Source organism: Brevibacterium antiquum (assembly GCF_016107655.1).
GTDB lineage: Bacteria > Actinomycetota > Actinomycetes > Actinomycetales > Brevibacteriaceae > Brevibacterium > Brevibacterium antiquum.
On the sequence record NZ_JABASX010000003.1, the window covers coordinates 242,061 to 260,260 of the forward strand.

The following is an 18,200-nucleotide window of genomic DNA, read 5'->3' on the forward strand; positions in this document are numbered from 1 at the left end:
CTGGGGTGATCAGCGCGAGTAGTGCTCGACGACCAGCTGAACATCAACGGTCACAGGAACCTCTTCGCGCTTGGGGCGACGAAGCAGGGTGGTCTGCAGACCTTCGAGGTTGACATTGAGGTAGCCGGGAACTGCAGGGAGAACATCCTTGTGTCCACCGGCTGCGGCGACCTGGAACGGATCCATCGATGCGCTGCGTTCGTGAACCTGGATGGTCTGGCCTTCCTTCACGCGGAATGAAGGACGATCGACGCGCTGGCCGTCAACGGTGATGTGACGGTGCACGACGAACTGACGCGCCTGGGCGATGGTCCGGGCGAAGCCCGAACGCAGCACCAGAGCGTCGAGACGCATTTCGAGGAGCTCGACCATGGTCTCACCGGTCAGACCGGAGAGGCGGCTGGATTCCTTGTAGATCTTGAGCATCTGAGCTTCGCGAATGCCGTACTGGGCGCGAAGACGCTGCTTCTCCTTGAGACGGACCGAGTAGTCGCTGTCATTGCGACGACGAGCACGGCCGTGCTCGCCTGGAGGATACGGGCGACGCTCGAAGTACTTCTCCGCTTTCGGAGTCAGCGGCATGCCGAGGGCGCGCGAGACGCGCGTCATCCGGCGGTTACGTGCTGGTGCTGGCACAGTATTACCTTTCATCAATATGGTGTGTCTCGACCGGCCATAGGTTCTCGCCCTAGTCGACACGGTTGTTTCCCTGGATGGGAAAGAGGGATTGAGCGTCGAGATCCGCTCGCACCGACCGCCTTTAGGGTGCAGGCACAACAGCAACCAATCTTAGCGGATTCCACTCCCCCGGCGCAAAGCGACAGAACGGGGACTCGAGCGATCTGATGCTCAGGCGTCGGTGAGGTCGGCGCCGCCGTCGGGCCTTCGCTTGGTGGACAGCCGCATCGCCGCATCGGCAACTTCGGCTCCCGAACCACCATAGATGTTGACGACGGTGTGAACTCCTGCCGCGGTGAGAGCGTCGGCCTGGTCCTGACGCTGGACCACTGCGGCGATGGCACCGTCGAACCCGGCTATTCTCAGCTGCTCGAGCGCGAAGGTGTTCGAGTCATGAATCGCCATAGCCAGAATCACGGTCCGGGCGGTTCCACCGACGACCAGGCGATGCCAGAACTCATGGTCTGTGGCGTCGCCTTCCAGGACATTGAACTTCTCGCCTTTGAGATCCTCCACCACCAGATGATCGTTGTCGACACCGATGACGGACAGACCCCCTCGGTCGACCAATCGTTCATATGCACCGCGGCCGATGCGGCCCATGCCCAGCACCACCACCTCGGCGGCACCTGTGTCGATCGGACGATCCGGTGGTCGCAGTTTGGCCTCATTCTCATCGGGCAGGATCTCATCGAGTCTGCCCACGATCTGCAGACTGTAGGCGTTGGCCAGCGAGGAGATGATCATTGAGATCGCGACGGCCAGAGCAGTCACTGTCAGCCAGCTGTCTTCGAACACTCCGTTGGCCGCCCCGACCGCCACCACGATGAGGGCGAATTCGGAGAAGTTGCTCAACGCGAGGCTGGTGCGGATGCTGGTCCGGTTGCGCAGGCCGAAGAGTCGGCCCATCAGATAGAAGCTGAGGAAATTGAAGGGGATGAGAATCACGCACAGGATGAGTGCCATGACCAGGTCGGCCCAGGTCGGGATCGCCTGCAGTCCGATGACGACGAAGAAGGCGACGAGGAAGAGCTCCTTGACGCTGAACAGGGACTTCGACAACTCGGTGGATCGGGGATGGCTGGCGAAGAGCAGACCCATCACCAAGGCACCCAGGTCACCATGGATGCCCACGGACTCGAAGGCCACATATCCCGGGCCAAGCGCCATGACCACACCGAAGAGCACCAGCAGCTCGCCTCGTCCCACTCGGTCGAGAAGGCGGCGGAGCACCCATGCTGCGGGAACCAGGAGAACGAGCGCGAAGGCCCATGGGCTCGGCGGCTCGTCCCCCGCGATGGTGATGAACGCGACTGCGGCGATGTCTTGGATGACGAGGATCGCAATGGCGATCTGACCGTAGTACGAACCGTCGTCGGAGCGATCTTCGAGGACCTTGACCACGAGCACCGTTGAGGAGAACGACAGTGCGAATCCGAGCAGACCGATCGTGCCCAGTCCACCGTCGAGCGATACGACGCCGATGACCGCGGCCAACCCGATGGTGCCGGCTCCGACGAGGACGCTGGAGATCATGTGGAGCGCGGCCGTACCGTAGGCCTCGGGCTGGAGGAGGGAGCGCAGATCGAACTTCAGTCCGATGGTGAAGAGGAGCAGCACCACGCCGAGGTCGGAGACCTGTTCGAGACCGTCGAATGCGGAGAAGCCGAGGAAGTGAAGCAGGAATCCGGCGCCGAGGAAGCCCACCAGCGGAGGAATGTGCAGTTCACGCGCCACCAATCCCAGAGCGAGAGCGGCCGCGATGGTGACGATGATGTCCTGCACGTCGACCCTCCTCGGTCTCTCCTGCGCCGGCTCACCGACTCTGGCTGCGGCGTTCTTTCATCCTGTGCACAAAACTACCGTGTCTCAGGAGTCAGAGGGAGGGAATCTGGGGCGAATATGGGCAGGCGAGTGCCGATCTCAGGGTCGCAGGAGCCTCTGCAGCATCTCGAGGCGCTCACCTAAGGAACGCTCCATGCCGTTGCCTGTCGGCTCATAGTAGCGCTTCCCGCGCAATGTCTCGGGCAGGTATTCCTGGGCGGCGACCCCATGAGGATGATCGTGCGAGTATTTGTAGCCCTCGCCGTGGCCGAGCTCCTTGGCGCCGGGATAGTGCGCATCGCGCAGATGTGTGGGCACCTGTCCGGAGAACCCGTTCTTGACGTCGGCGATGGCAGCGTCGAGGGCACGGTAGCTCGCGTTCGACTTCGGCGCCATGGCCAGGTAGGTGACCGCCTCGGCCAGCGGGATGCGGCCTTCCGGCATGCCGATGTTCTGCACGGCTGTTGATGCCGCCACCGCGATCGGCAGGGCCTGCGGATCGGCCATGCCGATGTCCTCGGCAGCCGATATCACGACGCGGCGCGCGATGAAGCGGGGATCCTCGCCGGCAACGATCATCCTGGCCAGGTAGTGCAGCGCGGCGTCGACGTCTGAGCCGCGAATCGACTTGATGAATGCGGAGACGACGTCGTAGTGCTGGTCACCGTTCTTGTCGTAGCGCAGCACAGTTTCGGAGCTGGCCTCGGCACAGGCGGCCTCGGTGATGAGGATCGCGCGGCGATCAGTTTCCGAATCAGAAGAGCCCTCGGCGTCGGCATCAGCGTCCGTGCGGGCTTCGGGTTCGGTTTCGGCGTCCTCGTCAGCTGGGTCATCTGCTGAATCGCCGGCGCCTGCCTCGGCGAACTCTGCCTGTGCGGCAGCGATTCCGGCGGCGGCTTCGAGGATGGTCAGGGAGCGCCTGGCGTCGGCACCGGCGATGCGGACGATGAAGTCCTTCGCTGCCGGCTGGAGTTCGAATTGGCCGGCCAAACCTCGTTCGCTGGCGACTGCACGGTCGAGGAGATCGGCGATGGCGGCATCGTCGAGCGGACGCAGCGTGAGCAGAAGCGAGCGGGACAGGAGCGGGGAGATGACGGAGAACGATGGGTTCTCGGTCGTCGCGGCCACGAGCACGACGAGGCGGTTCTCCACCGCTGGCAGCAGAGCGTCCTGCTGTGCCTTCGAGAAGCGGTGGATCTCGTCGAGGAAGAGCACTGTCGTGCGCTGGTACATGTCGCGTTCACGACGCGCGTTCTCGATCACCTGGCGCACGTCCTTCACACCGGCGGTGATGGCCGAGAGTTCGACGAAGGTGCGTCCCGGGGCGTGGGAGATGACGTGGGCCAGGGTGGTCTTGCCGACCCCGGGAGGACCCCACAGGATCACCGAGGAGGCTCCTGCCCGGTCTCCCCCGCTGGCCTCGACGAGTTGGACGAGGGGTGAGCCGGGGAACGTCAGATGGTCTTGGCCGACCACCTCGGCGATGGTGCGCGGACGCATCCGCACCGCCAGCGGATCGAGAGCTCGACCCGAACCGGCAGCTGAACCGCCGGCGCCCGGACCAGGAGATCCCTGGTCCGGGCCATCGGAGGAGAAGAGGTCAGGACCGTTGGTCATCAGGCCTCGGCGTCGTCGTCTTCCGGTTCGAAGTCCACGCCGGCCTCGGCACGCTGTGCGTCGGTGATCGGTGCGGGAGCCTGGGTGAGCGGATCGTATCCGGCGCCCGTCTTCGGGAAGGCGATGACTTCGCGGATCGAGTCGACCCCGGCGAGCAGGGACACGATGCGGTCCCAGCCGAAGGCGATGCCTCCGTGCGGGGGTGCGCCGAACTTGAAGGCTTCGAGGAGGAAGCCGAACTTCTCCTGTGCGTCCTCCTCGGAGATGCCCATGATCTTGAACACGCGTTCCTGGACGTCCTTGCGATGGATGCGGATCGAACCGCCGCCGATCTCGTTGCCGTTGCACACGATGTCGTAGGCGTAGGCCAGGGCGGCACCCGGATCGGACTCCAGAGTGTCAAGGAATTCGGGCTTCGGAGCGGTGAAGGCGTGGTGGACAGCGGTCCATGTTCCTTCACCGACGGCCACGTCGCCTGCGGCCTGAGCCGCGGCTGCCGATTCGAAGAGCGGTGCGTCGACGACCCACACGAAGGCCCAGTCGCCTTCCTTGATGAGTCCTGTGCGTTCGGCGATCTCATTGCGGGCCGCGCCCAGGAGAGCCCGCGAGCTCGCAGGATCACCGGCGGCGAAGAAGATCGCGTCACCGGGAGCTGCTCCTGCGGCTTCGACGAGGCCTGCCTTCTCCTGCTCGGAGATGTTCTTGGCCACAGGACCACTCAGGGTGCCGTCTTCGGCCACGAGCACGTAGGCCAGGCCCTTGGCGCCGCGCTGCTTGGCCCAGTCCTGCCAGGCGTCGAGCTGACGACGGGGCAGGGAGCCGCCGCCGGGGTAGACGACGGAGCCGACGTAGTCGGACTGGAAGACCCGGAACGGGGTGTCCTGGAAGAATTCGGTGAGGTTGTGCAGTTCGAGTTCGAAGCGCAGATCGGGCTTGTCGCTGCCGTACTTCTCCATCGCCTCGGCGTAGGTGATGTGCGGGATCGGCGTGGTGATCTCGTGTCCGATGAGCTTCCACAGAGCCACGAGGATCTTCTCGGCAAGCTCGATGATGTCTTCCTGCTCGACGAAGGAGGCCTCGATGTCGAGCTGGGTGAATTCTGGCTGCCGGTCGGCGCGGAAGTCCTCGTCGCGGTAGCAGCGTGCCAGCTGGTAGTAGCGTTCCATACCCGCGACCTGCAGAAGCTGCTTGAACAGCTGCGGCGACTGCGGCAGTGCGTACCAGGAACCGGGCTGCAGGCGAGCGGGGACGAGGAAGTCGCGTGCGCCCTCAGGGGTCGACCGGGTCAGGGTCGGGGTCTCGATCTCGAGGAATTCCTGCTCGTCGAGGACCGTGCGGGCCGCCTTGTTCGCGGCCGAGCGCAGACGCATGGTGGAGGCCGGACCTGACCGACGCAGGTCGAGGTACCGGTAGCGCAGGCGGGTCTCCTCGCCGACGGTGCCGGCGTCTTCGGCGTGGTCGGAGACCTGGAAGGGCAGCGCCTCGGCGAGGCTGAGGATCTCGACGTTCGTGTCGATGACCTCGATGTCGCCGGTCGGCAGGTTGGCGTTGGTGTTGCCCTCGGGACGCAGGGACACGGTGCCGGTGACCTTGACGACGGATTCGTTGCGCAGCGCGTGCGCATCGTCCTCACGGACGACGACCTGGACGATGCCCGAAGCGTCACGCAGATCGATGAAGGCGACACCTCCGTGATCGCGACGACGGTCGACCCACCCGGTCAGAGTGACGGTCTGTCCTGCGTGTGAGGCTCGCAGGCTTCCGGTTTTGTGGCTTCGCAGCACCTAGGGCTCCTTTACGATGTTTATGTGGCAGCGCGTGAACAATGATAGTCGCTCGCCACTCGATTACCGGCATGGCCCACAGCAGGTCATCTGCCGCGGGCGACGAGGAAGAGGATCACATGAGCACAGGTGGCACGGGCACGGAGGATCTCGGCTGGGATGCGGGAACAGACCCCACCTCGGCGCAGGTCGAGGTGGCTGCGGAGACCTTTCGCATGCTCGCCTCCGGGACTCGCCTCCGTTTGGTCTGGACGTTGGTCAACCAGGAACTCGATGTCTCTTCCCTCGCCGAGGCGATCGGTGCGGCCGTCCCCACCGTGAGTCAGCATCTGGCGAAGATGAGATTGGCGGGCCTGATCTCGTCTCGCCGGGACGGGCGTCGGATCTTCTACACCGTCGATGATCCGCACGTGGTCACAATGGTGCGCGAGATCTTCGATCACATCGCCCCCGACGGATCCTTGGCGCCCGACCCGCCCGCGAGCGGCTCCTGACATTAGGCAGAGGCTTCACACCTCGGCCCAGGCAGGAATTCGGTCCGAACGATCTCAGTCCCGATACACCCGTGGCTGACGATCGGCGGCGACAGGCTCCCATGTCTGAGGGTCCGCCGGAGCCTGCTCACCGGTGCGGATGTCCTTGATTTCGTGACCACTCTCACCATCGGTGAACCATACGAAGGGGATCTCCCGACGTTCGGCGTAGCGAATCTGCTTTCCGAACTTCGCAGCGCTCGGTGAGACCTCACAGGCGATGTCACGGGCACGCAGAGCGGTGGCGACCGCATCGGCCTCACCGCGCTTGTCCTCATCCGTGACGGCGACGACCACAGCCGAGGGTGTTCCACGCGTGGCCTTGATGCCGCTGTCAGCATCGAGGACGAAGGCCATGAGCCGCGAGACGCCGATCGACATCCCGACACCGGGGTAGCTCTTCTTCCCCACAGTCACGAGCGAATCGTAGCGACCTCCCGAAGCCACGGATCCGAGTTCTTCGTGTCCGATCAGCTGCGTCTCGTAGACGGCTCCTGTGTAGTAGTCGAGCCCCCGCGCGATCTTCAACTGCGCTACAACTACGCCGGGTGCTCGCTCATCGGCGGCGCGAAGCATCGTGGTCAGAGAGTCGAGACCCTCGTCGAGCAGGGGGTGCTCGACTCCGAGTGCACGCACGTCGTCTGCGAAGTCCGGCGAATCCGATTCGATCGCGGCCAGTGCGAGGCACAGTCGCTGCTGCTCCTCGTCGGCCTCGGCCTCCGCGGCCAACAGTTTGCCCACCTCGGCGGGACCGATCTTGTCGTACTTGTCGAGGCAGCGCAGGACTGCCTGGATGTTGGTGAGTCCGATGCCGCGCGCGAACCCTTCGAGGAGCCTGCGATCGTTGACCACGATCTTGACCCCGGGCACGCCCAGCGGGGCCAACCGGTTGAAGGCATCGGCGACTGCGAGCGGTATCTCAACTTCGAAGTGTCCGGGCAGCTCCGCCTCGGCGATGACGTCGATATCGGCTTGGATGAACTCGCGGTACCGGCCCTGCTGGGGGCGTTCGCCGCGCCACACCGGCTGGATTCGGGCGGCTTTGAACGGGAAGGAGAGTTCGTTTGCGTTGTCGGCGATGAACCGTGCCAGGGGCACAGTGAGGTCGAAGTGCAGCCCCAGCGGATTGCGCTCGGTGCCCTCGGAGTGCAGGCGGCTGACAGCGAAGATCTCTTTGTCGATCTCTCCGTCCTTGGCGAGCTGGCTGATCGGCTCGACTGCACGGTGGTTGAGTGCCGAGTATCCATGCAGCGCGAAGGTGTGTTCGAGGACGTCGATGATCGACCTCTCAATCACGCGCTCTGCTGGAAGTCGTTCCGGGAAACCGGACAGTCGGGCTGACTTCGCCATTGTTCTCCTTGGTGCTCTTCGTCTCTGATGGGTGTTGTCGTAGCTGGTGGGCACTGGTCTGGTTCGTCTCGAGCAGAAGCGATTCGCCTCATGCGGAACCGATTCGTCTCTAGAAGAACGGGTTCGTCGCCAGCTCGTGGCCGACTCGGGAGCCTGGACCGTGTCCAGGATAGATGGGAACGTCGGGCAGCGTCGCGAACGCCCGCAGTGATTCTGCCATCGCCGAGGCGTCTCCCCCTGGGAGGTCGACGCGTCCGATCGCTCCGGCGAAGACCACATCGCCGGTGAAGATGATCTCCTCACCGTCGGCCTGCACCCGCAGGAGGGTCGAACCTTCCGTGTGTCCGGGTGCGGCCACAGCAGTGATCGTCAGCCCTGCGACCTCCACCGTCTGCGCGTCGATGAGAGCGTTGACCTCGGGTGCTGACCAATCCTTGACGAGCGGTTCGAGCATCTGGGCGAACTGAGGACTGAGAGTCTCGGCGGGCTTGTCCAAGCGGTAATGGTCGGTGTCCCCCAGGTAGACGGGCACATTCCAGCGGGCCAGGACGTTGGTCAGCCCGAGGATGTGGTCGGGGTGACCGTGGGTGAGGAAGATGGCCCGAGGCACCAGATTCTCCTCGTCGACGATGTCGCCGAGACCGGGGGCACAGTCGAATCCTGAGTCGACGAAGATGGCATCGTCATGGCCTTCGGCACGCACGGCGTAGCAGTTGACTTCGAGAAATTCGGCGCGGGTCACAAATACATCCATGCTCAAAGTCTATCCAGAGCATGGAGCTTGGTTATGCTGGGATAACGTCAATCAGGAAATCGAGTGATCTGCAGGCACAGAGTCCCGCAGGTTCGACCGATGGAAACAAGGTGAGAATCATGTCGACCCCGACCCCGAAGCCGGTCCCGCGCCCGTCCTCTCTGCCCCGTCCACAGGCGGCTCAGACCGTGACCGGGACTACCGTTGATCATGATGCGGAAGTCCGGCGCGCAATCGAGCACGGTCGCGCTGACCAGGAGGGCAATGTCTTCGTCGTCACCGCCGACGGCGAGCGTGCGGTCGGACAGTATCCCGATGCCAGCGCTGAGGAAGCCTTGGAGTACTTCGCCAAGAAGTACGTCGACCTGGTGGAGAACGCAGCACTGCTCCGCAATCGTCTCTCCGCCGGTGCCCCCGGCCGCGAAGTGTCTTCGGCGGCGAAGACCCTGCAGGAAACCCTGCCGGAGGCCAATGTCGTCGGCGATCTCAAAGGCCTGTCTGCCACCTTGGACACCCTGATCTCGGATGCGCAGGCCACCGAATCGAAGCAGGCTGCCCGTGCGGAAGCGGCCAAGCTCGAGGCTGCACAGGAACGCGAAGAGATCGTCGCCGAGGCTGAATCGCTGGCCAAGCGCGATCCCGCGAAGATCCAGTGGAAGCAGTCCGGGGCACGTCTGCGTGAGCTCTTCGCCCAGTGGAAGGACATGCAGCGCAGCGGTCCCAGACTGCCGCGTGCCGTGGACCAGGAGCTGTGGAGCCGCTTCTCGCAGGCTCGGAACACGTTCGAGCACAAGCGCAAGGAATTCTTCGCAGAGCTCGACAAGCAGAACTCCGAAGGCAAGCGGATCAAGGAGAAGATCGTTGTCGAGGCGGAGTCACTGTCAGACTCGACCGACTTCCGCAATGTGTCGCAGAAGTACAAAGACCTCATGAACCAGTGGAAGAAGGCTCCACGTGCCTCGCGCAAGGACGATGATGCTCTCTGGGCGCGCTTCCGTGCCGCCCAGGATGTCTTCTTCGCGGCTCGGGATGCCGAGAATGCTGCCGTCGACGAGGAGTACAAGGGCAACCTTGAGGCCAAAGAGGAGATCTTGGCCAGGGCGCAGGGTCTGCTGCCGATCGGTGATATTGCCGTGGCGAAGAAGGAGCTGCGCGTTATTCAGGACGAGTGGGAGGCTGCCGGCAAGGTGCCTCGGGCTGATGTGTCCCGCATGGAGAACGGGCTGCGTGATGTCGAACGCGCCCTCTCCGATGCCGAAAGCGCCGAATGGAAGCGCAGCAATCCGGAGACCAAGGCACGCACGTCCGGTGCGCTGAGCCAGCTCGACGATTCGATCGCCGAGCTGGAGCAGAAGTACGAGAAGGCGAAGGCCGGCGGCGATGAGAAGGCCGTCGCTGAAGCACAGTCGGCACTCGACGCACGTCGGGCCTGGCGAGACCAGTTGGCTCAGACAGCTGCCGAATTGGGCTGATTGGGCTTCCACAGCCTGGCGACCATGAGTCGCGGTTTATCCACAGATCGGGTCCTCGGTCTTGAACACGCCTCCATACAGCGCAATAGTGGCTGTATGGAGGCGATGTTTCATCTGCGCGACTACAGCTATGAGCACCTCACCGAATTGACGCTGGACGGGCTGCTGACGCGACTGACCGAGTCCACATGGGTCCGCAAGGGCGCTGTGCTCAGCGCAGAGGACCGCATGGCGGCACTGCGTGCGCAGATCCCACCTCGCCTTGTGCTCTCCCATGACATCGCGTGGTGGGTTCACACCGGCCTCGGCAGAGCTCCGAGTCCGCTGACGTTCATCACTTATCCGAGGCGGCGCTACGTCGACGGCTGCGACGTCATCGTTCATGAGCTCACCATTGCGCCAGACGAATGGGAACTGATCAGCGATCTGCCCATCACCACGGAGGACAGAACGCTCTACGACCTGCTGCTCCCCCACCTGCGCAGCCCCGATGAACGTTCGGCCCAGGTCGTGAAGAACCTCATCGACGAACTTCCTGGAAGAGCCAGACAACGGTTCCGCATGTATCTGGCGGAGATGTCCCGCAGGCCCTATGTCGCCCACATGCGAACAGTCTTCGAGCGGACCTGTGCCGCATCCGACCGCGATAGACGCTGACCCACTGCGACATTATGAACCCGGTCACTGTCAGCCCCCGCTCGCTGTTCAGCCCCCGGCGATGCGGTAGACGTCGAAGACCCCTTCGACCTTGCGAACTGCCGAGAGCACGGTATCGAGATGGCTGGCGTCGCTCATCTCGAAGACGAACTTCGACTGAGCCACACGTGCTCGGGAAGTAGCGACCGAGGCGGACAGGATGTTGACGTGGGTCTCGGTGAGGACCTTCGTGATGTCCGAGAGAAGACCCGAACGGTCCAAGGCCTCGACCTGGATCTGAACAAGGTAGATTCCGCTGGTTGTCTCGCCCCAGGAGACATCGACCATCCGCTCAGGCTCCCGCTCAAGGGACGCGATGTTGGGACAGTCCACGCGGTGAACAGAGACTCCCGAACCGCGGGTCACGAATCCGAGGATCTCATCACCGGGCACCGGCGTGCAGCAGCGGGCGAGTTTCACCAGGACGTCGTCGACGCCTTTGACCGTGACTCCCCCGGACGAGGAATGATGGCCCGAGGACTGACCAGTGCGATTGCGCGGCGACGGCGGCAGAACCGTCTCTTCGTCGTCGTCTCCAACCTCTTTTGCCAGCAGATCAACGACGTGGGCGGCCGAGCTCACGCCGTTGCCGATCGCGGCGTAGAGTGCGGTGACATCGGGCAGGCGCAGCTCTGTGGCCACAACCTGCAGCGCTTCCTGACTCATCAGCGCCGAGGCGGAGAGCGTGTGACGACGCATTGCCCGAGCCAGCTGCTCGCGACCGTTTTCGATCGCTTCTTCGCGGCGTTCCTTGGAGAACCATTGGCGGATCTTGCTGCGTGCGCGAGGGCTCTTGACGAAGCCCAACCAGTCACGGCTAGGGCCCGCGTTCTCATCTTTCGAGGTGAAGACTTCGACCGAGTCACCGTTCTTCAGCTCGGTGTCGAGCGCGACGAGACGGCCGTTGACCCTGGCACCCATGGTCTTGTGACCGACCTCGGTGTGAACCGCATACGAGAAGTCGACGGGCGTTGCCCCGGCCGGCAGGCTCATCACGTCACCCTTGGGGGTGAAGACGTAGACCTCCTTCGAATTCACCTCATAGCGGAGGTTGTCGAGGAACTCATCGGGGTCGCTGACCTCTCGCTGCCATTCCAGCAGCTGCCGCAGCCATGCTGCGTCATCAACTTCGCCAGCATCCGAGACTTTGACCGACCGTGCGGTATTCGACGTCGCGGCCTTAGATGCGTTGCGGCGATCCTTGTACTTCCAGTGGGCGGCGACTCCGAATTCTGCGCGCCGGTCCATTTCATGGGTTCGGATCTGGATCTCCACCGGTTTCCCGTTCGGTCCGATCACCGTCGTATGCAGGCTCTGGTACATGTTGTACTTCGGCATCGCGATGTAGTCTTTGAACCGACCAGGGACAGGATTCCATCGGGCATGGACTATGCCCAGCGTGGCGTAGCACTCGCGAACGGTCTCGACGAGAACACGAACCCCGACGAGGTCGTAGATGTCGGCGAACTCATGACCGCGGACGACCATCTTCTGATAGATCGAGTAGTAGTGCTTCGGTCGCCCCGTGATCGCGGCTTCGATGTTTGACTGCACGAGCTCCGACTGGAGTTCGTTGGAGACCGTGGCCAGGTACTTCTCCCGTTGGGGTGCCCGATCGGCGACGAGTCGCACCACTTCGTCATAGACCTTCGGGTGGAGAACCTGGAAAGACAGGTCCTCAAGTTCCCACTTGATCGTGTTCATGCCGAGGCGGTGAGCCAATGGGGCGTAGATCTCGAGCGTCTCACGAGCCTTCTTCGTACTCGATGACGCGGGTACGAAACGCCAGGTGCGGGCGTTGTGAAGACGGTCTGCAAGTTTGATGACGAGGACACGGATGTCCTTGGCCATGGCCACGATCATCTTCCGCACGGTCTCCGACTGCGCGGCCTGGCCGTACGTAAGTTTGTCGAGCTTCGTCACTCCGTCGACCATCGCGGAGACTTCTGGACCGAACTCCTCGGTGAGTTCCTTCAGGGAGTACGAGGTGTCTTCGACGGTGTCGTGGAGCAGCGCGGCGGCGAGGGTGACCGGCAGCATGCCGATCTCAGCCAAGATCGTGGCCACGGCCACGGGGTGCGTGATGTAGTCATCACCCGACCTGCGGGTCTGACCTCGGTGAGCCTGCTCTGCGACCTGATAGGCCCGCACCACGAGGTCGATGTCGGCCTTCGGGTGATTGGACTGCAGAGCCCTGATCATCGGACCGAGAACACGTGGGTAGCCAGGGTTGTTCTGGGCCCTGGCCGCCCACCAAGCTAAGCGGGAGATGCCTCGCGGACGGCGCGAATCGGCGGAAGAAGCCATGACATCCCCTTTCTGCTCAGACCTCGGCGTGAATCACCGGTGGAACATCTTCTGCTCCATTCTTCAAGCGTAGTTCACGCACTGCCTCTTCCTGTTCCTTGACCGCGGGTTCATTTGCCCGCAGGAGGGCATAAAGGGGGCTGGCGACGAACAACGTCGAAGCTGCTGCCACAATCGTACCGATGAACAGCGACAGTGAGATGTCGACCAGAGTTCCCGCGCCGAGCAGGAAGACACCGATGAACAGAATCGATGCGATCGGGAGCACCGACACGACAGAGGTATTGATCGAACGAACCGTTGTCTGATTGACGCCGAGGTTGACCAGCTCGGAGAATTTCAGATTGCGTTTATCCTTGAACCGAGTCGTATTCTCTCTGATCTTATCGAAGACCACCACAGTGTCGTAGAGCGAAAAGCTCAAGACCGTCAGGAATCCGATCACAGCCTCCGGAGTGATTTCGAATCCTGTCGCGGAATAGATGCCCGTCGTGATGATCATGACGACAAACAGCCCGACGATTGCGGCCAGAGACATCTTCCACGTCCGGAAGTACAGCGCCATGACGATCATTGCGATGCCGACGAAGATGACAAGAGCGCGGATCATCTTCTCTGTCACATCCTGGCCCCACTCGGGGCCGACAAACGTAGATGTGACGTCTTCTGCCTTGACGTCGTATCCGCTCACAAGAGCGTCACGGACGTCCTGCATCTCGTCATCGCTGAGCTGGTTCGTCTCGATCTTCACAGCTGTATCGCTCGTAGGAGTCAGACGTGGTTCGGATTTGTCCACGACCCCAGCGACGATGTCTTCGCCCTTGGCCGGCGCGGTGTCCGAGACGTGGTCGACCTGGAACTGCGATCCGCCCTTGAAGGCAATACCGAAGTTGAATCCTGCGATCAATGGGACGAGCAATGACAGTAGAACCAGAGCGCCGGTGATCAGCAGCCAGAGTTTGGCCTTCCCGACGAAGGGAATTGATGACTCACCGTTGTGGAGCCGGTTGCCCCAGGCAAAGAACCGTTTCACTTGTCTGCCTCCTTGCCATTGTCGGCAGAATCTTCGGCGGCCTTCTTCGCAGCCGCCTTCCGCTCTGCGATCGTGCCACCAGTTCGTGCCGAGTTCGTCGCAGACGTGGTCTTCTTCTTCGCCTTCTTCTCGGTGGTTTCATCGGCTGGCCCTGTGGAGTCAGAGCCTTCGTCGGAATCAGATACCTCCTCAGAATCGGTGGACCGAGACTTCTTCGACCGTTTGGTCGTCGTCGTGCCACGAGACTGGCTGGATGATTCGGATCCGGTACCGGACTTCGACCTCGACGATGCAGACGAGGATTCAGACGACGAGGATGTCGACTCGAGAGTCGACTCCTCGACCGAATCCGCCTCGGCGTCGGAGGACATTCCTGCCTTCCGGTTTCGAGCCTTCTCCCGTCTGCGTGCCTCCGGCGACTTCTCGTCGTCGTCGATGCTGAGGTTCAGAGCGCCACGGTAGGCAGCGGGCTTGACACCCAACAGCCTCGGATCCATACCGGACATCGGATGGCCCTGACCGAAGAACTTGGTGCGTGCGAGCACTTCCAACATGGGGTGCGTGAACAGGAAGACGATGAGAACGTCGATGATCACCGTCAGGCCCAGGGTGAAGGCGAACCCGCGCACGGACCCGACAGCCAGGATGTAGAGGATGACCGCGGCGAGCATATTCACTGCCTTGGACGCCCAGATGGTGCGTTTGGCACGATCCCAACCGACTTCGACCGCCGAGAGCAGATTTCTGCCGCTGCGCAATTCGTCTCTGACTCGTTCGAAGTAGACGATGAACGAGTCCGCCGCCATGCCGATGCCGATGATGATACCGGCGACACCTGCCAGAGACAGTCGATAACCGTATCTCCACGAAGCCAGAAGTAGCAGGAGATAAGTCAGCACGCCGGCGACAACAAGACTCGAGACCGTGACGAGGCCGAGCACTCGGTACTGCAGGAGCGAATAGATGACGACGAGGATGAGTCCGACGAGGCCGGTGAGAAGGCCGATGTTGAGGTAGTTGGACCCCAATGTCGGCGAAATCTGGTCCTCGCTCTGGACCTGGAAGCTCAACGGCAGGGAGCCGTTCTTGAGCTGGTCGGCCAGGGTCTGTGCCTCGTCAAGAGTGAAATTGCCCGAGATCTCGGCGTTGCCGTCAGTGATCGCTGCGTTCGATGTCGGGGCCGAAAGCACGTTCCCGTCAAGAGCGATGGCGAACTGGTTGTACGGCTGCTGCTTACCGGTGATGTCCGAGGTGATCTGCTTGAAGATCTCACGCCCGACGCTGTCGAACTTGAGGTTCACCGCAGGCTGGTTGGTCTGCACTCCGTTGGCGCCCGCAGCGTAGCCGAAGTTGGCATCCGCGAGGTGTTCGCCCGAGAGTTCAACGGGGCCCAGAATGTACTTGGCCTCTCCATCCTTGCCACAGGCGACAACCGGTTCATCGGCGGGCTGCTGCTGTCCACCGGTCCGATTCTTCGGATCGGTGCAGTCGAGCTCCGAGTACTTCTTGATGATGGACTCGGTCTGCCACTTGTCGACGTCCTTCTCAGGGTCGAAGAGCGGTCGCGGCGTCGAATCAGTGACCTTCGTGTCGTCGCCCTTGCCGGACCCGCTCGCTTCGGTCGCCTTTTGGCCGCTCTTGTCTCCGGATTTCTCAGCGTCCTTGCCTGCCGGTCCGGGAACGTTGCCACCGGCGTTGGCGACATCGCCGCCGCCGGCCTTGGCAACATCGCCGCCACCGGTCTTGGCAACTTCGCCGCCACCTGCAGGCGCATCCCCGCTGTCCTGGCCCTGTGCTCCAGCGCCGCCCTGGCCGCTGCCGTCGCCCTGTGCACCGGCATCCGCCTGTGCACCGGCACCGGTGAGATCTTCGAGCCGCTTCTTCTCCTCGTCGGTGAGTCCTTCGGAGGGGTCCTGCTGCTCTCCCCCGCCGCTCTTCTCCTGTTCCTTCTGGATATCCTCCTGGGAACGAGGATCACCGACGAGTGCGACTCGACGGAAGACGAGCTGCGCGGAAGAACGGACCAGGTTGCGTGTCTCCTCGTCCGGGTTGCCCGGCAGGTTCACAATGATGTTGCGATCGCCTTGGGTCGTGATCTCGGCTTCAGAGACACCGGTCGAGTCTACACGCTGTCGAATGATCGACACAGCTTGGTCAAGCTGCTCCTTGCTGATGTCCGTGTCCTCTGAAACCTGGGGCTCCAGGATGATCGAGGTTCCGCCCTCGAGGTCGAGTGCGAGCTTCGGGGTGGTCGTGGCATCTGACCATACGACACCGCCGGCAATGATGCCGAGGAGCAGTGCAGCGATGATCGACAGCCACACGAAGCGCAAACCAGGACGTGGCTTTTCTTCAATATCGGACACGTTTCAGCTTTCGATTGAGTGCAGTGAGCGAAGTCAGTTCTTCTTGTTGTTCTCAGGATCGGAAGAATCGGTGCCTGATGTGCCAGCATCGGTGTCACCGGAACCATCCACGACGTCGTCGGCACGCTCAGACCCGGGAGCATCGTCGCCGATGACGGAGTCTGCATCGTCGGCCTTGGGCTGATCAGCATCCGTGTTCAGTCCGGTGTCGGAGTCAACCACGTCGTCTGCTGGAAGGTCCGCATCCTTATCGGTGTTCTCGGCCCGCTTACGCTCATTCATAGCGTCGAGTTCTGCGTCGGTGATCGCCGGGGTATCCGTGCTCTCAGCGTCTTCGGCAACGTCGGCAGATCCTGCAACAGCACCGCCGGTGGCAGCACCTTCGGTTTCAGGGTTATTGATCTGACCGATTGCCTGACGGTGAACGCGCAGTACGGTGCCGGGGCCCGACTCGAGGGTGACCTGGTTGTTTTCATCGTCGATGGACAGGACCGTGCCGAAGACGCCGAACGTCGTCATCACGGTAGCCCCGGGGACGAGTCCCGTCTTGATCTGCTCTGCACGCGCCTTCTGCTTACGCCGAGAATTGAATAGGAAAAAAATAAGCAACGCTGCAAGCGCGAGAGGGATCAATAAATCCACAGGTATCTACCTTTCATAAGAACGAACCAGTCCACTACCTTAGTTCGTACTCAGTACTCAAGGCGAACTCAATTGCCGGGATCAGAACTCATAGTTTGCTGGGATCTGCATCCCAAGGTGCTTCCACGCTGCTGACGTCGCAACTCGACCGCGCGGAGTGCGGCTGATGAGTCCTTCTCGCACAAGGTAGGGTTCCGATACGGTTTCAACGGTGTCGGCCTCTTCTCCGACCGAAACAGCGATGGTTCCAAGGCCGACCGGCCCCCCGGCGAAACGTCTGCACAGAACCTGCAGCACCGAACGGTCAAGACGATCCAGTCCGAGTTCGTCGACTTCGTAGACCTTGAGTGCTGTGAGCGCTGCGGCCTCATCGATGATGCCGGTTCCGCGTACTTGCGCCCAGTCTCTGACTCTTCGCAGGAGGCGGTTGGCAACTCGAGGAGTGCCGCGAGACCGGGTTGAGATCTCCTTCAGACCTGCAAGGTCTGCTTCGATTCCGAGCATGTGGGCTGACCGCTTCAGCACGGTCAGGAGATCATCGCTTGAGTAGAAGTCCAGGAGTCCGGTGAATCCGAACCGATCGCGCAGAGGTGCGGGCAGCAGACCGGAACGAGTCGTAGCCCCGACCATCGTGAACTGGGGCAGGTCGAGCGGAATCGCTGTGGCGCCGGGGCCTTTGCCGACGATGACATCGACACGGAAGTCTTCCATCGCGACATAGAGCATCTCTTCTGCGGCGCGAGCCATCCGATGGATTTCGTCGATGAAGAGGACTTCGCCTTCCTCCAAGGATGAGAGGATCGCCGCGAGATCTCCTGCATGCTGAACTGCCGGCCCGGAGGTGACGCGCAGACTCGTCTGCATCTCATGCGCGATGATCATCGCCAGCGTCGTCTTCCCCAGGCCGGGAGGCCCCGAGAGCAGCACGTGGTCGGGGGCCCTGTTCCGTGCTTTCGCAGCATCGAGCACGAGGGACAGCTGTTCACGGACCTGAGGTTGGCCGATGAAGTCCTGCAGTCCTTTGGGACGAAGCGCTGCTTCCGCATCGCGTTCGGCGGTCTCCGCGCGCCCCGAGACCAAACGCTCCTCTTCTGCGCCGGTCAGCTCCTGATCACCGAATTCCATTTCGTAGGAGCTGGTTCCA

At 62.3% G+C, this 18,200-nt stretch carries 14 protein-coding genes; 3 read left to right on the forward strand and 11 right to left on the reverse strand.

Features of this window, described 5'->3' with window-relative positions:
• Window positions 1–9: 9 nt before the first annotated feature.
• From rpsD to aspS, 4 genes are all read right to left on the reverse strand, one after another.
• On the reverse strand, window positions 10–651 hold the full coding sequence (gene rpsD / locus JFC13_RS06590) for a 30S ribosomal protein S4 (protein ID WP_143921804.1): 642 nt from the start codon (window positions 649–651) through the stop codon (window positions 10–12).
• Between the two features lie 198 nt (window positions 652–849).
• Window positions 850–2,463: a cation:proton antiporter family protein gene (locus tag JFC13_RS19825; protein WP_332839352.1), complete on the reverse strand. Its 1,614-nt coding sequence runs from the start codon at window positions 2,461–2,463 to the stop codon at window positions 850–852.
• Between the two features lie 138 nt (window positions 2,464–2,601).
• Entirely contained in the window at window positions 2,602–4,119 is a 1,518-nt protein-coding gene (locus JFC13_RS06600) for a replication-associated recombination protein A (protein WP_198396304.1), read from the reverse strand.
• Complete coding sequence (aspS, locus tag JFC13_RS06605; RefSeq protein WP_198396305.1) at window positions 4,119–5,903, reverse strand: aspartate--tRNA ligase; 1,785 nt, start codon at window positions 5,901–5,903, stop codon at window positions 4,119–4,121. The genes JFC13_RS06600 and aspS overlap by 1 nt, the downstream gene beginning before the upstream one ends.
• A gap of 119 nt (window positions 5,904–6,022) precedes the next feature.
• On the opposite strand from aspS, the gene JFC13_RS06610 reads away from it, so the two are divergent.
• Complete coding sequence (locus JFC13_RS06610; protein WP_198396477.1) at window positions 6,023–6,397, forward strand: ArsR/SmtB family transcription factor; 375 nt, start codon at window positions 6,023–6,025, stop codon at window positions 6,395–6,397.
• A 54-nt stretch (window positions 6,398–6,451) separates the two neighbouring features.
• Here the strand turns inward: JFC13_RS06610 and hisS are convergent, their stop codons facing one another.
• Together hisS and JFC13_RS06620 are read right to left on the reverse strand one after the other, a co-directional pair.
• The gene (hisS, locus tag JFC13_RS06615) at window positions 6,452–7,786 is read right to left on the reverse strand and encodes a histidine--tRNA ligase (protein ID WP_198396306.1); all 1,335 of its coding nucleotides are present in this window, start codon (window positions 7,784–7,786) and stop codon (window positions 6,452–6,454) included.
• A 109-nt stretch (window positions 7,787–7,895) separates the two neighbouring features.
• Window positions 7,896–8,540 (reverse strand): MBL fold metallo-hydrolase, encoded by a 645-nt coding sequence (locus tag JFC13_RS06620; protein ID WP_198396307.1) that lies wholly within the window; start codon window positions 8,538–8,540, stop codon window positions 7,896–7,898.
• 119 nt (window positions 8,541–8,659) lie between these two features.
• Between JFC13_RS06620 and JFC13_RS06625 the strand changes: the two genes are divergently transcribed.
• Together JFC13_RS06625 and JFC13_RS06630 are read left to right on the forward strand one after the other, a co-directional pair.
• Window positions 8,660–10,012, forward strand: a complete 1,353-nt coding sequence (locus JFC13_RS06625) for a DUF349 domain-containing protein (protein WP_198396308.1) — start codon at window positions 8,660–8,662, stop codon at window positions 10,010–10,012.
• Between the two features lie 96 nt (window positions 10,013–10,108).
• A complete protein-coding gene (locus JFC13_RS06630) occupies window positions 10,109–10,669 on the forward strand; it encodes a hypothetical protein (RefSeq protein WP_232488273.1) in 561 nt (186 codons plus the stop codon).
• A 48-nt stretch (window positions 10,670–10,717) separates the two neighbouring features.
• On the opposite strand, the gene JFC13_RS06635 is transcribed toward JFC13_RS06630, so the two are convergent.
• From JFC13_RS06635 to ruvB, 5 genes are all read right to left on the reverse strand, one after another.
• Complete coding sequence (locus tag JFC13_RS06635; RefSeq protein WP_198396309.1) at window positions 10,718–13,015, reverse strand: RelA/SpoT family protein; 2,298 nt, start codon at window positions 13,013–13,015, stop codon at window positions 10,718–10,720.
• Window positions 13,016–13,031: 16 nt separating this feature from the next.
• On the reverse strand, window positions 13,032–14,048 hold the full coding sequence (gene secF, locus JFC13_RS06640; RefSeq protein WP_198396310.1) for a protein translocase subunit SecF: 1,017 nt from the start codon (window positions 14,046–14,048) through the stop codon (window positions 13,032–13,034).
• Complete coding sequence (secD, locus tag JFC13_RS06645) at window positions 14,045–16,414, reverse strand: protein translocase subunit SecD (protein WP_332839353.1); 2,370 nt, start codon at window positions 16,412–16,414, stop codon at window positions 14,045–14,047. Before secD ends, secF begins: the two co-directional genes overlap by 4 nt.
• A 33-nt stretch (window positions 16,415–16,447) precedes the next feature.
• Window positions 16,448–17,056, reverse strand: coding sequence for a preprotein translocase subunit YajC (locus JFC13_RS06650; protein ID WP_332839354.1), 609 nt, complete (start codon window positions 17,054–17,056; stop codon window positions 16,448–16,450).
• An 81-nt stretch (window positions 17,057–17,137) separates the two neighbouring features.
• Window positions 17,138–18,181, reverse strand: coding sequence for a Holliday junction branch migration DNA helicase RuvB (ruvB, locus tag JFC13_RS06655; protein ID WP_198396481.1), 1,044 nt, complete (start codon window positions 18,179–18,181; stop codon window positions 17,138–17,140).
• Window positions 18,182–18,200: the final 19 nt, after the last annotated feature.